We start from the raw sequence: 15,899 nt of genomic DNA, 5'->3' as shown, positions 1-15,899 counted from the left end.
CACAGATGTCTGAACGGTACACGGATTGGGGCGGCCAGCTTATCCACGTCGGCCGGTTCGAGTGGGAGCGCGTCGTGCGCCAATGCGTGTTCCCGAAGAAGTACACCAAGCTCGTGGCGTTCGTCCTGGCAACCTATGCCGATACCAAGACAGGCATGAACGTTCGCCCGGGGCAAAAGCGGCTGGCGATACACGCCGGCATTTCGGACCGGGCAGTCCGTGACCACCTCCGGGACTTGGAGGAATTTGGACTGATCAAGCTACTAATCACCGGCAGTAGCTTCGGCCGCTCAGGCAAGGGCATGGCAACCATCTACCAGCTCACCATGCCAGAGCAACTGGACGCTTGGATCAAGACAGCCGACGACAGCCTGGACGTTTGGGATTTCGACATCCTCAACACGGTCCGAGCAGTCGAAGATCAGTGGAAGCCAGCTTCCGCTGATAAGTCCGAAGAGCGGAAGCTGGCTTCCGCTGATAGTGAGCCGGAATGGACGGTATCACCGGAAGTTGCCGACATATCACCGGAAGTTAATGACATATCACCGGAAGTGAATGACAAGAACACCGGAAGCCAGCTTCCGCCTACCTCCTCATTACCTCCTCATGAATCAAATCCACATCAATCAAATCTTCATGCGTCGTCGTCACCTTCCGTAACGCACGCACGCGAGGGGGCGAGGGAAAAATCCGACGCCTTGATTGGAAATTTGTCCCTCAACGATGAACGAAACAGGCAATCGGCCGGACTCAAGCAACGAATGGCCGAATACGAAAAGCAGCAGGGAAGGAAAGCATCTTGATCACCACAACCCCATCCGTCGCCGTCATGAAGTTGTCCAAGGCCGAGTACATCGAACTCTGTGACCGGTTCCGGGACAAGGCCCAGCAGGCCCACCAAGACATGCGCGTATGGATGAACCGGTGCTTGGCCGCTGAAGAGCAACTGGCCGCCCTCAAGGCCGCATCGTGAGTCTGCTCAAGTCCTGCCTGGTCTGCGGCGAACCAACGGACGGACCACGCTGTCAACTGCACCGCCCTAAGCCCGTCGTTGCCAAGGCATCACGTGAGGAGCGCGGCTACGACTGGTCATGGCGCAAGCTCTCCAAAAGGGCGCGGTCCATACAGACCTTCTGCTCAGACTGTGGCACCACCAAACGCCTGACCACGGACCACTCACCAGAGGCATGGGAACGGAAGGAACAGGGGCTTCCTATCCGGCTTCAGGACGTTGACGTGGTCTGTGTCAGTTGCAACTCCAAGCGCGGATCCGCACGCGGTGAAGCACAGACCTGGGGGGTAGGGGTAACCGACACGCCGCTCCACCCACCTACGAAGGCAAAGTTTCCGATACTCCCGGTATCAGGTAACCCGGCTGGCGGTGGTAAGTAGTGGCAGCTGGACCGAAGCGGGCTATTACGGCCGAGCCGCTGGACTTCAAGGGCTGGCCGAAGGACCGGGCTAAGCGTCGGGAGCGGTTCATCCGGGACTTTCTAGTGATCCCTCGCGGCCACGGCGCTGGCAAGCCTGTGAAGCTCCGGGACTTCCAGCAGGAGATTATCCGTGGAGCGTTCGCACCGGGCATCAGGACGGCCTTGGTGTCGCTCCCCAGGGGTAACGGTAAGACGGCGTTTGCGGCAATGGTTGGTTTGGCTGAACTGTTTGTCGGTCCGCCGTCCGCTGAGGTTCTGGTGGTGGCATCGGACCAGCGCCAGGCAAACATCACGTTCAAACTCGCCAAGCGCATGGTGGAACTGAACCCGGAACTGGCCGAGCGGGTACAGGTGTATCAGGACCGGCTTTATGTCCCGGAGAATGACGCAACCTTGACGCCGCTGCCAGCCGAGTACGGGGCACTCCAAGGCTTTGACCCATCGCTCCTGATCGTGGATGAACTGCACGTCGTCACCGAAGCAGTTTGGGAGGCGGCGACGACGGCAGCCGGTAAGCGCCCGGAGTCGCTGACCCTGGCTATCAGCACCCCGGCAGCGTCTGAGGACAGCATCATGTGGACGCTGGTGAAGCACGGCCGGGAGGGCGATGACCCGCAGTTCTACCTGAAGGAATACGCGGCACCGGACGGTTGCGACGTGACCGACCGGGAGGCGTGGAGGATCGCCAACCCCGCGCTGGCTTGCAGGGATCCCTTCCTCGCTGAGGATGCACTCGACGCCGTCCGCAAGACCATCCGGGAACCGGTCTTCCGGCAGCTTCGCCTGGGCCAGTGGATAGCGGGCGTGGACTCCTGGTTGCCCTTCGGTGCGTGGGACAAGCTGGCCGAGGCTGGGCTGACCGTAGAGGCCGGGGAACGCATCGTGATGGCCTTCGACGGCTCAGCATCGGGCGACTCCACCGCGCTGGTGGGCTGCACGGTCGGACCGGATCCGCACCTGTTCATTATTGGGCTGTGGGAGAACCCCGGCGATCCTCGGTGGCGTGTACCGCGCCGGGAGGTCTCCGAGACCGTGGCCGAGGCGTTCGCCCGGTACGAGGTCATGGAGCTGGCCGCCGATCCTTGGGGCTGGAGGTCTGAGCTTGAAGAGTGGGCTGGCACGTTCGGGGCTAAGCACGTTATGGAGTGGAACACCGCCCACGCGCAACGGATGGCCCCGGCGACAGACCGCATGTATCAGGCCGTGGTGAAAGGGACGGTCAACCATGACGGAGACCCGCGGTTCTCCAAGCACATTTCTCACGCGGTGGCGAAGTCCACCACCTTGGGCGACTTGATCGTCAAGGACAAACGCAATTCCCCCCGCAAGATTGACGCCGCAGTCGCGGCCATCGTCGCCCTGGACCGGGCGGCGTTCCATACGAAAAAGAACGTCCGCCGCCGTGCGGCCGGATTCTAGGAGGATCCATGAATGACCTGCTGAACACCCTGCTCCAGAAGCTCGACGCGCCGGCCGGCCGTTACGCGGAACTGGATAAGTACTACGCCGGGGAACAGTCCCTAGCGTTCCTGGCGCCGGAGGCCCGCGCCGCGCTGGGCACCCGATTCGGGCGCATGTGCTCGAATATCCCCCGGCTGGCCGTCACCGCATTGGCCGAGCGCCTGCGGATCATCGGCTTCCACCGGGACGGGGCACCGGACCCGCAACTGTGGCAGGACTGGATCCGCAATGACTTAGACCAACTCGGAGCGGTGGCGCACCGGGAGGCCCTGACCCTGGGTACCAGTTACGTGGTTGTTTGGGCGAATGCGGCCGGGGCTCCTCAGGTCACGGTGGAGTCCGCCCGCCAAGTGGCTGTGGTCCGGGATCCGGGAACCCGCCGTATCGTCGCGGCCCTGAAGCGCTGGGAGACGGCGAAGGCGACGGAGGCTGTGGTCTATGAGGCGGACCGGATTACGCGGCTGCGGGCGAACATGGCGGGCGCGGCGACGTTCGGTCAGTTTGAGACGCTGGAGGTACTGGACAACCCTCTGGGCGTGCCCCCGGTGGTGGAGCTGCAGAACAGTGACCGGCTGCTCGATAACGGCGTTTCGGAGATGGCAGACCTTATCCCGCTGGTGGACGCGCTGAACAAGCTGCTGGCGGACATGATGGTGGCCTCGGAGTATTTCGCCCGGCCGCGCCGTTGGGCATCGGGCTTGGAGCTTGCGGAGGACGATGACGGGAACGCGGTAAACCCCATTGCGGAGGACCACCGCATGATGGTGAACGAGGACCCGGCCGGGAAGTTCGGGCAGCTTCCACCTGCTGACCTGGCAGCCTATGAGGCGTCGGTCCGGGTGCTGCTGGGTCAGATCATGGCCGTTTCAGGTCTTCCGGCGCACTACATCGGGGCCCTGGCTTCCGCGCCGACTTCCGCGGACTCCATGCGCGCTGCTGAGGCCTCGCTGGCGGCTCGAGCAGCGGCACGTCAGTCACAGTTCGGCCGGGGCTGGGAGGACGTCGCACGGCTGGTGGTGGCAGTCCGCACCGGCCTGGATCCCCTGGCCGTGGACGTAAGGATCAAGTGGGCGGATACGTCGACCCGGTCCGTCGCGCAGGAGGCGGACGCCGCGGTGAAACTGTTTGCCGCTGGGCTGCTTCCGGCGTCGATCACCTTGGACCGGCTGGGCTACTCGGAGGACGAGATCCGCGCTATCCGGCAGGCACGCCGGGCGGAGGCTCTGGACATGGCCGGCACTGACCTGAAGGGGCTGCTGGCGTGACTTACGAGGAGACCATCAAGGCGCTGGGCGCTGGCTCGGAGAAGATCATCTTGCAGTTGTGGCAGGCCGTACAGGACGGCCGGCTGGGTCTGGACGACTTCCACGACATTGCAGCTCAGGCCATCGCCTTGGCGAACCAGCAGGGACGCGCCGCCGCTGAACTGGCTCTGTCCGGTTTCCTGACGGCCGCGACTGGGGAGGCGGTCATACCCGGAACCATCCTGGTGGATGCTGTCGACGACGCCGGACGGCTGGTGAAGGCCATGCAGACGATTACCGCCTCCAATCTGGACACCGTCATGCAGCTGGCCCGCGTTGCCAAGGCGGAACCGATGGAGGCAGCGGCCCGGCAGTTCACTGAAGGTATCGCCCGGAGTCCGAAGGCGACGGGCTGGGTCCGTGGCTTGGAAGGCGACGCCTGCCAGCTGTGCGTCTGGTGGTGGCGTGAAGGGCGCACCTGGCCCAAGGACCACCCCATGCCGACGCATAAGGGCTGCGCCTGCACCCCGATCCCCACCGTTTCCAATTCCATCGAATCCACCGGTTACACCAGAAAGTTGGCCCGCGCTCAGGCAGGCCATGGACAGAAAGTTGCAGCATAATGACGACTCCCACCATTCCCTTGACCGACGACACCACCGAGACCGAAGAAGTTATTCCAGAGGCCACGGAGACCCCGCAGGACGCCGCCGTGGCACTCGAAACGGACCCGGCCGCCCTGGAGGACGCCGGGGACGCTGAGGCCCCGCTGGAGGACGGCGACACGTTCCCGCGCACCTACGTGGAGAAGCTGCGGACCGAGTCTGCCAAGTACCGGCAGCGTGCCCAGCAGGCCGACGACCTCGCCAGCCGCCTCCACACAGCACTGGTGGCTGCTACAGGACGCCTCGCTGACCCGTCAGACCTGCCATTCGAGGACGGCCACCTGGACGACGCCGCGGCCCTTACCGCCGCCGTGGACGACCTCCTGGCCCGCAAGCCGCACCTTGCTAGCCGCAAGCCACGCGGCGACGTGGGGCAGGGGCCGACATCGGGCGCATCAGATACCGTGGACCTCGCCGGTATCCTCCGGTCACGCGCAAGCTAAGGGGAAGCAACATGTCCGATAAATTATTGCGGGAACTCATTGACGAAGTGAAACGACTTCATGACACGGTCGGCCTCATGCAAGGGGACATCAATTGCATCCGCAACGGCGAGTACGACAAGCCACAGGGAGCCTCCCCGGCGCGGGCAACGCCCAAGGTACGAACGGTAGAGCTGGACCACAGCAAAGACTGGTAGGAAATACCCCATGGGGGTATAGTTGAGGGGTCGGGCCAGGCGCCCGGCCCCTTCGCTTGTCCTGGCGGCCAGCGTGAAAACCAGAAATCACTTTCACGTTAGGAAAAAGCTATGACTCTCGACACCACCACCGGCCAGACCCTCATCCGCGAACAGGTCGCCAACATCCTGGTACAGCCCCTTGAGGCCGCGTCTGTGGTCCTCGCCGCCGGCCCCCGGATCTTTGACTCCTCCGAGCCGTTGAAGATCCCTACCCTGACCGGTTCCACCGATCCGTCCTGGGTCGCTGAGAATGAACTGATCCCGGACTCCGCCGTCACGTTCGGGGAAATCAACCTCATGCCATCGGACCGGAAGTCCATCAAGGCGCTGACCAAGTTCTCCAACGAGATGGCCCGCCAGTCCAACATCGGTCTGGACGCCGTCCTGAAGGCCCGAATCGTCAAGGACGTGGCGGACAAGCTGGACACCGCCCTCCTGAATGGCACGGGGGCAACCAAGACCGTGACCGGCCTTACCAAGCAGGCCGGCACCCAGCAGGCAGTCCTGGACGCCACGGACGCCGATTCGTTCCTGGACGCGCTGGCCCTCGCCGCCGCCGCCGAAGTCACACCGAACCGCTGGTTCATGTCCGGCGCTGACTTCTTCGCGGTCCGCAAGCTCCGGGACCTGAGCGGCAAATACCTGCTGGAATCCGACATCACCGCCGGCACCACGTACCGGCTGTTCGGGATCCCGGTCACGGTCACCAACAAGCTGGAAACCGGCAAGGCTGTACTGGCGGACATGTCACAGGTCGCCGTCGTCCGGGACATTGCCCCTTCCGTGACCGTCCTCTCCGAGCGATTCGCGGAATACGACCAGCAGGCCATCCGCGTGGTCACCCGCTACGACCTCGGCCTCCTGCACCCCGAAGGCGTGGTCATCCTCACGAAGGCCGCGTAACTATGGCTGCGGTCACCGGCAAAGACGTGGCCGACTTCCTCGGCCAGGGCGACAGTTCAGAACTTGTCGCCCTGGCCGGGCAGCACGTCGCTATCGTCACGGCAATGGCTCAGGCCTACACGCGGGGTAAGGGCTTCACTGGCACGGCTCCGGACGCCGACGTGGCCGCGGTCATCACCACCGCGACAGCACGGCTCCTGACCAATCCGGGGCAGCTCAGTGAACAGGTCGGGCAGGTCAGTGTCCGGGGCAGCTTCAACAGCTGGACCCTGGCGGAGACCTTCGTCTTGAACCGTTACCGGAAGCGGGCGAAGTGATCTACAAGGACCGGGTCATTCTTCTGACTGGTGGCGGCAAGGATGCCAAGGGCAACCCGCTGCCGGTGATCGAGGACGGCCCCTACCCGGCACAGGTGAACCCACTCAACTCAAGCGAGTCTGTCCAGCACGGCGTTGCACCCCTGACGGCCTATTACCGGCTGCTGATCGGGAGTAAGGCGGGCGGCAAACTCACGTCCACCGGCCAGGTGAAATGGCGGGGCAGGAAATTGTCCGTCCAAGGTGATGTTGAGCCCTGGATGGTAAACGGCCGGCTGCACCACTACGAGGCCACTCTGAAGCTGGGATAGCCAGGCGTCAACGTCACCCCCGGCTTGTTTGTGCTCTTTCTTAGCCGGATCAGGGAAACGATGGGAGCCTATCCCCCGAACATCGCCAGGCACCCAGCGCCAAGCAGTAGGACCCTCACTTGAAATGAGGGTCCTACTGCTTTAGTCCGCAAAAAGTCCGCAAGAGGTCCGCAAACGGGCAAATTCAGCCGTGCAGACCCAACACCAAAAACCCCGAAATCACGCGGAATTCAGCCACTATCAACAGTAACCAATGCCCCCTTATGACTTCGAGCTCTACTACGGCGTCTAACTGGATCGCGCGGCAGAAGCGACCCTAGTCCGCAGACCGCCCGCACGAATCAAGACACACGAAAGGCCGGCCCCAAGTTTCACTACTTGAGGCCGGCCTTTTTTGGCGGGATCCTTCTACTGACAGGCGTTCCAGCTTTATTCTCGGATGGGCGGCTCCTTTCGAACCACGACGCCTTCGTCCCCGGGGAGTACCTTCCCCTGATCCCGCTTGGTTTGGTCTTCAACGTTGAGCTCCCAAGCGTCTCGCGAGCAGGGAGCAGTAGCATCAACGCTGTACGACTTGTCAGATGCATCAGTATCGAACTCAGCCCGGAGGACCGACAAGAAGGACTCCGGAGCCTTCCCACCTTAGACAGCTACGCGCCGCCGCCAGCCGAGAAAATATCCTGCGAAATCTTCTGCAACTGACCCCGCAACTGCTCCAACTCCTCCTTGGCCTTATCCAACGCAGCCTTCGTCTCCGGCCACGTCGAACCACGGAACTCAGCAGCCAACGGACCATCCCACACATTCGGATCCGACAACACACGACCCTGCGCATCCAACGCCGAAATCTGATCCGTAAAACCACCAGTAATAATCGACTGCACCTGACCAATAGCAGCCTTGGCCTGCTCAGTAGACAAGACACGCGACATAGAAACCCCCAAAGTGAAAATAGTAAACCGGCGGCGCAACACCACCGGGCTGGACATGCCCGACACTATCAATACCCAACCAATAAATCCAACAACTGGGGAAATTGCTCGCCCTTGGTGCACGCATGCCGCAGAAGAAGGCCAGGGCCAGTCTGAAAGGACTGGCCCTGGCCTTCTCCGTGTGTGCAAGTACTACTCGGACTTTTCGTGCTCACGTTCGCGGATGTTCCGGGTGATTTCGTCGAGTTTGTCCTTGACGAAACTGGCGGCGTCCGTCAAACCCTTTTCAGCGCTGCCGAGCGGGTCCAGCTGCAGGTAGACCTGCTTGTCGATGGGCAGGTCGTATTCGTCCTTCAGATGGGTGCCGCCACCAACGCCGTTGAGGGACAGGTAGACCAGCGCCTCGGTCCGGGCGATGCCTGCGATCGTCCCGAAGACAACAGTGAAGTCGTTGGGCTGAAAGCTCACGGACTGTCCGACGTGGCGCCGGTCCAGCTCTCCGGCGGTGAACGCCTTTTCGGTAGGACTTCCGTTGTATTCCATGTACTTCCCCTATGCGTCGAGATCAGTGACAGAAGAAGTCTATAAGGTTACTTAGCGTCAGGCATCCCACATCAGTGCTTGGTGGTAGGGGCTTGTCCTGGTTGCTCTGGGGCTGCGCAGTCCGCACAGAACACCTGGTCTGTTTCTTCGCCGCAGCACTGGCAGCGATGGAGCAGGGCCGCTGATTCGATCACATAGGCTGTCATAGGGACCATGCTGCCCGCCTGCGCCCCTTCGGGACACGAGTAGTGTGTACTCGTTTTTTTCGTTACGGCTGGCCGCGACTACTTGGATTCGAACAACCGGACCCCCTGGCCTCCCGGCACACTGCCGGCGCCGGCCCCCTCGCCACCAGTGCTTGCCTCGGCGTCGGCAAAGGTTGCGAAACACCGCCGGCAAGCAAATGTCCCGCCCGGACTGTGGCGCGATGCCCAGTGCGGCCCCGCCTGCTTGCAGCGAAAGCAGCACGAGTCGGAGAAGGCAGCCCCCTCAGCATCCAGCATCACTGTCACGGAAGAAGTCTAGGTGACTCGGTGGGTCCAGGGACAGGCCACTGAAGCCCGCCTACTGCTTTCCGTACTTCTTGTGCACAGCCTGCTTGCTGACGCCCAGGCAGAGGGCTATCGCTTCCCACGACAACCCCGCTTGCCGGGCAGAACGAACCAGCGAGGCCTCGGTACGGCCCACTTCCTTCTGCAACTCCGCCACGGCGTAGAGTGCCTCCGCCGGCCCCATTCCGTCCATCGATCCCACAAGCGTCTTCATTCGATCCACCTCCATGCCGTCAACCATAGTTGACGGAGGCGGAAGTCGTCAATCAACGTTGACGCCTCCGTTAGCCCAATTCCCTGTACATGGTCCGCTGCGGACCGGCGGTGCCCCCGAGGTATTGCCCGGTGTCCACGAAGCCCGCCTTGCCATACGCGGCAAGCCCCGCCGGGTTGCGCTCGTTGACGGAAAGTACGACGCCGGCCTGGCCGCCACCCAGCCTTGCCGTCAGCTTTCGCGCCTCCTCCACCGCGGCGCGCGCGGCCAGGGAGCCCAGGCCGCGCCCTTGGCTCCGCGAGTCGATAAGGAAGCCCCTCAATAGCCACGCAGACTCATCGCCTGCCCAGCCAGCGAGGCTCGCCGCCCCGGATTGAAGCGTCAGCACGCCCACTGCCGCTCCCCCGGATTCGATCACGTAAGGAAACCGAGAATCTTCTTCCAGGCCAATCAGCATCATGCGCAGCGGATCGCCCACGAAGCTGCGCTGTGAGTCGTCGACCGACATCGCAGCCACCGCGCCCAACTGAATGGCGCGGGAGTCGTCGTCGAGCATTTTGAGGGGAATCAACCACACATCACCCAGCCAGTCCTGATCGCTGCCGATTGAAATCTGTTCCTTGGAGTCATCTTCGAGCATTTTCGTCTTTTCTCCCCGTAGGGTTATCCCAACAGTGTCCAGCAACGGAGGCATCGCGTCGTGAACCAGCCCAACGTCATCCTGATCTGCGTCGACGAGTGGCGGGGCGACTGCCTGTCCGCGGACGGGCACCCCTTCGTGGAAACTCCGCACCTGGACGAATTGGCCAGGCACGGCGTTCGCTTCACCAAAGGCTATTCTGCTACCCCGTCGTGCGTTCCCGCTCGCGCAGCCCTGTTCACGGGACAGTCACAGGAACGGCATGGCCGGGTTGGCTACAACGACGGCGTACCTTTCCACGCCGTCCACCCGGTGACCGTACAGGATGAGTTCCGGAAAGGCGGTTATCACACGCAGGCCATAGGCAAGATGCACGTGTGGCCCGAACGTTCCAGACTCGGTTTCGACGACGTCATCCTGCATGACGGATACCTTCACCACGCCCGTCAGGAACACCGACAACAGTTCGGCATGTTCGACGACTACGTCCCCTGGCTCCGAAGGCAACCCGGCATGGGCCCCGACGCCGAGTACTTCGACCACGGCGTCAACTGCAATTCGATTGTCGCCCGGCCGTGGGACAAGGCAGAGAATCTGCATCCCACCCACTGGATCGGCACGCAGGCCATCGAATGGATGCACCGGCGGGACCCCGTCAAGCCCTTCTTCCTCTACCTTTCGTTCCATCGGCCGCATCCGCCGTACGACCCGCCGTCGTGGGCCTTTGAGCAGTACCTCAACCTTCCTCCCTATGAAGCCGTCACGGGCGACTGGGAACATCATTGGGACGAGCACCGCCAGGACGGGGACTATCAGGCCAGCTACGGCAAGATTCCCGACCACGTGGTGCACCGGGCACGAGCGGGATATTACGGGCTGATGGCCCAGATCGACCTGCAGATCAACCGGATCAAGGAGTCGCTGGCTGACTTCGGGTTGCTGGAGAACACTGTCATTGCATTCACCAGCGACCACGGCGAAATGATGGGTGACCACCACATGTTCCGTAAGGCAGTTCCGTACGAGGGTTCCGCCCGGGTGCCTTTCATCATCGCCGAATCCCCTGCTGCGGAAACCGCTGCGCGTGGGATAGTCGTGGAGCACGTGGTGGAACTCCGGGACATCATGCCCACTCTTTTGGACCTCGCCGGACTGCCGATCCCGGACTCCGTCGATGGCAAGTCACTGGCGTCGATCGTCCGAGGCGAAAGCAGCCACGCTGTCCGTGACATCCTGCACGGCGAGCACGTGTACTGGGGACAGAACCTGCACTGGCTGACGGACGGCCATCATAAATACATTTGGGGTTCCGGCCAGGGAACGGAAGAACTATTCAACCTCGACGCCGATCCCCAGGAACGCTTCAACCTCGCTGATGACACGGCCAGCCACAGAGAACTCCAGCTGTGGCGCGAACGCATGGTGGAGACGCTGCGTGACCGCGAAGAGGGCTTCGTCGTTAATGGCAAGCTGACGCCTGGAGCCCCGGTGGTGGCCATGTTGCGGCATGCCAGGGAGAAGGCAGCGGCGTGCCGGTGAAAAGGCCGGCAGAGCTAGTTGCCGTAGAACCGTCTTTCGAACACTCCCCTGGCACGACGACTGAGCCGTAGGTAATCCTCCTCGAACTGCCCCGCGTTACCGGGTGCGTACCCACACCAGCGTGCTGCCGCTTCCAGGTCCTTACGCGAGGACGGAAGGAGGTCCGAAGCCCGGCCTGTCACGATGACGTTCGCGGAACGGATTCGGCTGGCAAGCTGCCATGCCTCCCGCAACAGCGCGGCGTCGTCCCCGTCGATGAGATCAAGTTTTTCGGCGGCCGCCAGTGCCTCCACGGTTGAACTGGTCCGGAGATCCGGGTGTTTTCCGGCATGCTGGAGCTGAATCAGCTGCACCAACCACTCAACGTCGCTCAGCCCACCACGGCCCAGCTTCACATGCCGCGCCGGATCAGCACCGCGAGGCAACCGTTCGGACTCCACACGTGCCTTGACACGGCGAATCTCCCGAACATCTTGCTCGGCAAGTTCCTCCGGGTAACGGATGGGATCGATGAGCTTGACGAAATCTGCGGCGAGCTCATCCGAGCCTGCCATGGGGCGGGCGCGCAACAGCGCCTGGGCCTCCCAGATCAGCGACCACCGGCGATAATACTCTGCATACGAGTCCAGCGAACGCACCATGGCACCGTTCTTGCCCTCGGGCCGGAGATCGGCGTCCACCATCAGGACCCGCTCCGCCATGATGGCCGGCTTGAGCGGCTGGGTGAGGAAACTGGAGATCTTGGCGACAATCGTCGTCGCCTGTTCCTGGGCCTCCGCATCACTGAAACCGGGGCGGGCGCGGTGGACGTACATAACATCCGCGTCTGAGCCGTAACCGATCTCGCGTCCGCCTTGCCGACCCATCGCGACCACCAGGACATCCGTCTTCAACGGACCTTCCGCTGACACCACCGATTCCGCGACATGCAAAGCACCAAGGACGGCTGCCCGGTCCGTCTCGGCCAGAGCGAGCCCAACGGCGTCCTGATCCAGCAACCCGGCACTGTCCGCAATGGCGGTCCGCAGGATTTCCCGACGCCGGATCAACCGGATAAGCCGCATGGCGCTTTCAGGGTCGGGGTGGCGGGACAGCTTGGACTGGATTTCCTGCCATTGGGCCTCAAACCGGATTGGCGCAAGTTCCTTGTCGCTCCCAAGCCACGCCACGGACTCCGGCGAAACCTCCAACAGGTCCGAAATCAGCCTGCTGTTGGCCAGGACCTGGCACAGCCGCTCGGCGGCCGCCTGGGAATCGCGAAGCAACCCCAAATACCAGTGCGTGGTTCCAAGGGCCTCGCTGACACGACGGAAGGCGAGTAGCCCGGCGTCGGGATCCACTCCTTCGGCCAGCCATCCGAGAAGGATGGGAAGCAGCTGGCGCTGCAGCGCCGCGCGCCTGCTGACTCCTGCGGTAAGCGCCTCGATGTGCCGCATCGCCCCCTGGGGATCCAGGTAACCGAGTGCGGCGAGGCGGCCTTGGGCTGCCTCAGGACTGAGCCTGGCGTCCTCGCTGCTCAGCTTCGCCGCGGTATTGAGCAGCGGCCGGTAGAAGATCCTTTCGTGCAACTCGCGGACCGACTTCTTGGTCTTCTGCCACGTCCCCATCAACTGGTCGGGATGCGGGCGCTCAAGCGAGAATGGCCCCAGGACAGCCTTGGCGAGGAAACGCTGGGCGTCTTCAGTGGCCGGCATCAGATGGGTCCTGCGCAACTGGAACAACTGGATGCGGTGTTCGAGCAGGCGGAGGTACCGGTAGGCGTTGTCGAAAGCAGCGGCGTCGGCGCGGCCGATGTAGCCTCCGGCGGACAGCGCGGCGATGGCGGAGGTGGTGTCCCTGCAGCGCAGGGATTCATCGGACTTTCCGTGGACCAGCTGCAACAGCTGCACGGTGAATTCGACATCCCGGAGTCCGCCGCGACCCAGTTTGATCTGGCGTTGTTCCTCGGCCGCTGGAATGTAGTCGGTCACCCGGCGGCGCATAGCCTGCACGGATTCAACAAAGCCGTCACGCCCCGCGGAGGACCACACCAGTGGCTCCACGGCTTTCTCGTAGCGCTGGCCAAGTTCACGGTCCCCGGCGATGGTACGCGCCTTGAGAAGTGCTTGGAATTCCCAGCTCTCGGCCCACCGCGCGTAGTAGCTCAAGTGCGATGGTAGGGTGCGGACCAGGGGCCCTGACTTGCCTTCCGGCCGCAGGTTGGCATCGACCTCCCACAGCCCGGGCTCGGGAGCGGACGACGAGATGGCCCGGGAGATCCCTGACGCCAGGGCCGTACCGATGGTTGAGGCGCGCGCGTCGTCGAGCTCTCCTGATTCAACGACGTAAATGACGTCGACGTCGGAAATATAGTTCAGCTCGCGGGCACCGCATTTGCCCATCCCAATGACCGCAAGTCCGACGTCGGCAATCTCCGCCGGGTCGTACTGGGCTGCCGCTTCGGCCCGGGATACAGCCAGCGCCGCCTCGATCGCGGCACCAGCGAGATCCGCCAGCTCGGCACCGGCCGATGGCATGAAATCCTGTGGCGAGGCAGCACAGAGGTCCTTGATGGCAAGCTCTGTCAGCCCCCGCCGATACGCTGTGCGCAAAGCGGCGTAAGCCGGCATCCCGGTGATTCCAGCAATCGGACGCTGGGCACCGGGTTCGGCTTTGACCGAGCGCAGAAGCATTGTCCGGAGATCTTCACTGGAGGCCTGAAGGGGCTCCGGGCTGACGCGGACATCAAACACATCCAGGTGCTCCGGGTGCCGGATGAGGAACTCCCCCAGGGCTTCCGAGGCGCCCAGAAGCCGGTACATGGGCTCACTGGCATCCTGGTGTGCTGCGGCCAGCTTTTTCAGTCCGGGATTCTTCTCAATGAGCCTGACCAGCGATTGGAGTGCCGTGTCCGGGCTGGCCGCCATGGCAAGCCCGACAAACAGCGCGTCCTCGTCAATCCCTTCAAGCTCCGGGGCAGCGAGGAAGCGTTCGCCCTTTTCGAGGTCACTGAATCCGGCTGAGATGAGCCGACGTGCGAGGCTCATTGGCCCCGCCTACAGAATGCCGAGGTTGCGCTGCAACTCGTACGGCGTGACCTGGAGGCGGTAGTCCTGCCATTCCGCACGCTTGTTGCGCAGGAAGTGCTCAAACACCTGCTCGCCAAGGATCTCAGCCACCAGCTCGGACTCTTCCATGGCGCGGATGGCATCGTGGAGGCTGGCCGGCAGCGGTGCGTGGCCCATGGCTTTGCGCTCGGCCGTGGTCAGCGACCAGATGTCATCTTCGGCTGCGGCGGGAAGCTCATAGCCTTCCTCGATCCCCTTCAGGCCGGCGCCCAACAGGACGGCGTAGGCCAGGTAAGGGTTGGTGGCTGAATCGATGCCGCGGTACTCGATGCGTGCAGACTGGCCCTTGCCGGGCTTGTAGAGCGGCACGCGTACCAGGGCAGAACGGTTGTTGTGGCCCCAGCTCAGGTAGCTTGGTGCCTCGCCGCCGCCCCAAAGGCGCTTGTAGGAGTTCACGAACTGGTTGGTCACAGCCGTGAATTCGGGTGCGTGCTTGAGGATGCCGGCAATGAACTGGCGCGCCGTCTTGGACAGCTGGAACTCCGCCCCGGCCTCGAAGAAGGCGTTGGTATCGCCTTCGAACAAGGAGAAGTGCGTGTGCATGCCGGAGCCCGGGTGGTCGGTAAACGGCTTGGGCATGAAGGTGGCGTATGTCCCCTGCTGCAGGGCGACCTCTTTGATCACGGTGCGGAACGTCATGATGTTGTCCGCGGTTTGAAGCGCATCCGCATAGCGGAGGTCGATTTCGTTCTGTCCCGGTCCGCCTTCGTGGTGGCTGAACTCCACTGAGATGCCAACCGACTCGAGCATGGTGACCGCAGTGCGTCGGAAGTCCTGCGCTACGCCGCCGGGAACGTGGTCGAAGTACCCACCTTCGTCCACGGGGACCGGCGATCCGTCAGGACCGAGGTCCTTGGACTTCAGCAGGTAAAACTCAATTTCCGGGTGGGTGTAGCAGGTGAAACCCATGTCGGCGGCTTTGGCGAGGGTCCTCTTGAGGACGTTGCGGGGATCGGCAGCGGAGGGCTCGCCGTCCGGCGTCAGGATGTCGCAGAACATCCTGGACGTCTGCTCGGTTTCACCGCGCCACGGAAGAATCTGGAAGGTCGACGGGTCAGGCTGCGCGAGCATGTCGGACTCGAACACGCGGGCCAGGCCCTCGATGGCTGAACCATCAAAGCCAAGGCCCTCCTCGAAGGCACCTTCCACTTCAGCAGGCGCCAGCGCAACGGACTTAAGCGAACCTACGACGTCGGTGAACCACAAGCGTACGAAGCGCACGTCACGCTCTTCGATTGTCCGCAGAACGAACTCTTGCTGGCGGTCCATAGGGCCTCTTTTCCGATTCGGTGTCCATGCCGCTGGTTTCACTTGGAGTGAAGCCACGGCAGCTCAGCCTTCACTCTACTAAGAGTTC

General features: G+C 62.9%; 17 protein-coding genes. 11 read left to right on the top strand and 6 right to left on the bottom strand.

The window, feature by feature from the left end:
* The first annotated feature begins 5 nt into the window (after positions 1-5).
* The 10 genes from ABHM97_RS18680 to ABHM97_RS18635 all read left to right on the top strand — a co-directional run bounded on the left by ABHM97_RS18680 (position 6) and on the right by ABHM97_RS18635 (position 7,016).
* On the top strand, positions 6-803 hold the full coding sequence (locus ABHM97_RS18680) for a hypothetical protein (protein ID WP_349471807.1): 798 nt from the start codon (positions 6-8) through the stop codon (positions 801-803).
* On the top strand, positions 800-973 hold the full coding sequence (locus ABHM97_RS18675) for a hypothetical protein (RefSeq protein WP_349471806.1): 174 nt from the start codon (positions 800-802) through the stop codon (positions 971-973). Before ABHM97_RS18680 ends, ABHM97_RS18675 begins: the two co-directional genes overlap by 4 nt.
* A gap of 418 nt (positions 974-1,391) precedes the next feature.
* On the top strand, positions 1,392-2,852 hold the full coding sequence (locus tag ABHM97_RS18670; protein WP_349471805.1) for a terminase large subunit domain-containing protein: 1,461 nt from the start codon (positions 1,392-1,394) through the stop codon (positions 2,850-2,852).
* 8 nt (positions 2,853-2,860) lie between these two features.
* A complete protein-coding gene (locus ABHM97_RS18665; RefSeq protein ID WP_349471804.1) occupies positions 2,861-4,159 on the top strand; it encodes a phage portal protein in 1,299 nt (432 codons plus the stop codon).
* Positions 4,156-4,761 (top strand): VG15 protein, encoded by a 606-nt coding sequence (locus ABHM97_RS18660; RefSeq protein ID WP_349471803.1) that lies wholly within the window; start codon positions 4,156-4,158, stop codon positions 4,759-4,761. The genes ABHM97_RS18665 and ABHM97_RS18660 overlap by 4 nt, the downstream gene beginning before the upstream one ends.
* Positions 4,761-5,246 carry a hypothetical protein gene (locus ABHM97_RS18655; RefSeq protein WP_349471802.1) on the top strand — a complete coding sequence of 162 codons (486 nt, stop codon included), beginning with the start codon at positions 4,761-4,763 and terminating at the stop codon, positions 5,244-5,246. The genes ABHM97_RS18660 and ABHM97_RS18655 overlap by 1 nt, the downstream gene beginning before the upstream one ends.
* An 11-nt stretch (positions 5,247-5,257) precedes the next feature.
* Positions 5,258-5,443, top strand: a complete 186-nt coding sequence (locus tag ABHM97_RS18650) for a hypothetical protein (RefSeq protein ID WP_349471801.1) — start codon at positions 5,258-5,260, stop codon at positions 5,441-5,443.
* 111 nt (positions 5,444-5,554) lie between these two features.
* Complete coding sequence (locus ABHM97_RS18645) at positions 5,555-6,388, top strand: phage major capsid protein (protein ID WP_349471800.1); 834 nt, start codon at positions 5,555-5,557, stop codon at positions 6,386-6,388.
* A gap of 2 nt (positions 6,389-6,390) precedes the next feature.
* Positions 6,391-6,705: a hypothetical protein gene (locus tag ABHM97_RS18640; RefSeq protein ID WP_349471799.1), complete on the top strand. Its 315-nt coding sequence runs from the start codon at positions 6,391-6,393 to the stop codon at positions 6,703-6,705.
* Positions 6,702-7,016 (top strand): hypothetical protein, encoded by a 315-nt coding sequence (locus ABHM97_RS18635; RefSeq protein WP_349471798.1) that lies wholly within the window; start codon positions 6,702-6,704, stop codon positions 7,014-7,016. The genes ABHM97_RS18640 and ABHM97_RS18635 overlap by 4 nt, the downstream gene beginning before the upstream one ends.
* A 650-nt stretch (positions 7,017-7,666) precedes the next feature.
* Here the strand turns inward: ABHM97_RS18635 and ABHM97_RS18630 are convergent.
* The 4 genes from ABHM97_RS18630 to ABHM97_RS18615 all read right to left on the bottom strand — a co-directional run bounded on the left by ABHM97_RS18630 (position 7,667) and on the right by ABHM97_RS18615 (position 9,896).
* A complete protein-coding gene (locus ABHM97_RS18630) occupies positions 7,667-8,005 on the bottom strand; it encodes a pyrophosphorylase (RefSeq protein ID WP_349471797.1) in 339 nt (112 codons plus the stop codon).
* A 135-nt stretch (positions 8,006-8,140) separates the two neighbouring features.
* Positions 8,141-8,491, bottom strand: coding sequence for a hypothetical protein (locus ABHM97_RS18625; protein WP_349471796.1), 351 nt, complete (start codon positions 8,489-8,491; stop codon positions 8,141-8,143).
* Between the two features lie 564 nt (positions 8,492-9,055).
* Positions 9,056-9,271, bottom strand: a complete 216-nt coding sequence (locus tag ABHM97_RS18620; protein ID WP_235520458.1) for an AsnC family protein — start codon at positions 9,269-9,271, stop codon at positions 9,056-9,058.
* Positions 9,272-9,326: 55 nt separating this feature from the next.
* Complete coding sequence (locus ABHM97_RS18615) at positions 9,327-9,896, bottom strand: GNAT family N-acetyltransferase (protein ID WP_235520457.1); 570 nt, start codon at positions 9,894-9,896, stop codon at positions 9,327-9,329.
* Between the two features lie 60 nt (positions 9,897-9,956).
* Between ABHM97_RS18615 and ABHM97_RS18610 the strand changes: the two genes are divergently transcribed.
* Positions 9,957-11,435 (top strand): arylsulfatase, encoded by a 1,479-nt coding sequence (locus ABHM97_RS18610; protein WP_349471795.1) that lies wholly within the window; start codon positions 9,957-9,959, stop codon positions 11,433-11,435.
* Between the two features lie 14 nt (positions 11,436-11,449).
* Here the strand turns inward: ABHM97_RS18610 and ABHM97_RS18605 are convergent, their stop codons facing one another.
* On the bottom strand, positions 11,450-14,461 hold the full coding sequence (locus ABHM97_RS18605) for a bifunctional [glutamine synthetase] adenylyltransferase/[glutamine synthetase]-adenylyl-L-tyrosine phosphorylase (protein WP_349471794.1): 3,012 nt from the start codon (positions 14,459-14,461) through the stop codon (positions 11,450-11,452).
* A 9-nt stretch (positions 14,462-14,470) separates the two neighbouring features.
* Entirely contained in the window at positions 14,471-15,811 is a 1,341-nt protein-coding gene (glnA, locus tag ABHM97_RS18600; protein ID WP_090825698.1) for a type I glutamate--ammonia ligase, read from the bottom strand.
* Positions 15,812-15,899 lie beyond the last annotated feature (88 nt).

Origin of the sequence: Paenarthrobacter sp. CAP02 (assembly GCF_040137855.1) — a bacterium.
In the GTDB taxonomy this organism is placed as follows: domain Bacteria; phylum Actinomycetota; class Actinomycetes; order Actinomycetales; family Micrococcaceae; genus Arthrobacter.
This window is presented reverse-complemented; position numbering and strand designations above follow the sequence as displayed.

Excerpts from the sequence above, each read along its gene's own strand:
- ABHM97_RS18625 (WP_349471796.1), bottom strand. The coding sequence starts at position 8,491 with ATGGAATACAACGGAAGTCCTACCGAAAAGGCGTTCACCGCCGGAGAG.
- ABHM97_RS18655 (WP_349471802.1), top strand. The coding sequence starts at position 4,761 with ATGACGACTCCCACCATTCCCTTGACCGACGACACCACCGAGACCGAA.
- ABHM97_RS18665 (WP_349471804.1), top strand. The coding sequence starts at position 2,861 with ATGAATGACCTGCTGAACACCCTGCTCCAGAAGCTCGACGCGCCGGCC.
- ABHM97_RS18640 (WP_349471799.1), top strand. The coding sequence starts at position 6,391 with ATGGCTGCGGTCACCGGCAAAGACGTGGCCGACTTCCTCGGCCAGGGC.
- ABHM97_RS18605 (WP_349471794.1), bottom strand. The coding sequence starts at position 14,461 with ATGAGCCTCGCACGTCGGCTCATCTCAGCCGGATTCAGTGACCTCGAA.
- ABHM97_RS18650 (WP_349471801.1), top strand. The coding sequence starts at position 5,258 with ATGTCCGATAAATTATTGCGGGAACTCATTGACGAAGTGAAACGACTT.
- ABHM97_RS18615 (WP_235520457.1), bottom strand. The coding sequence starts at position 9,896 with ATGCTCGAAGATGACTCCAAGGAACAGATTTCAATCGGCAGCGATCAG.
- ABHM97_RS18680 (WP_349471807.1), top strand. The coding sequence starts at position 6 with ATGTCTGAACGGTACACGGATTGGGGCGGCCAGCTTATCCACGTCGGC.
- glnA (WP_090825698.1), bottom strand. The coding sequence starts at position 15,811 with ATGGACCGCCAGCAAGAGTTCGTTCTGCGGACAATCGAAGAGCGTGAC.
- ABHM97_RS18620 (WP_235520458.1), bottom strand. The coding sequence starts at position 9,271 with ATGGAGGTGGATCGAATGAAGACGCTTGTGGGATCGATGGACGGAATG.
- ABHM97_RS18645 (WP_349471800.1), top strand. The coding sequence starts at position 5,555 with ATGACTCTCGACACCACCACCGGCCAGACCCTCATCCGCGAACAGGTC.
- ABHM97_RS18630 (WP_349471797.1), bottom strand. The coding sequence starts at position 8,005 with ATGTCCAGCCCGGTGGTGTTGCGCCGCCGGTTTACTATTTTCACTTTG.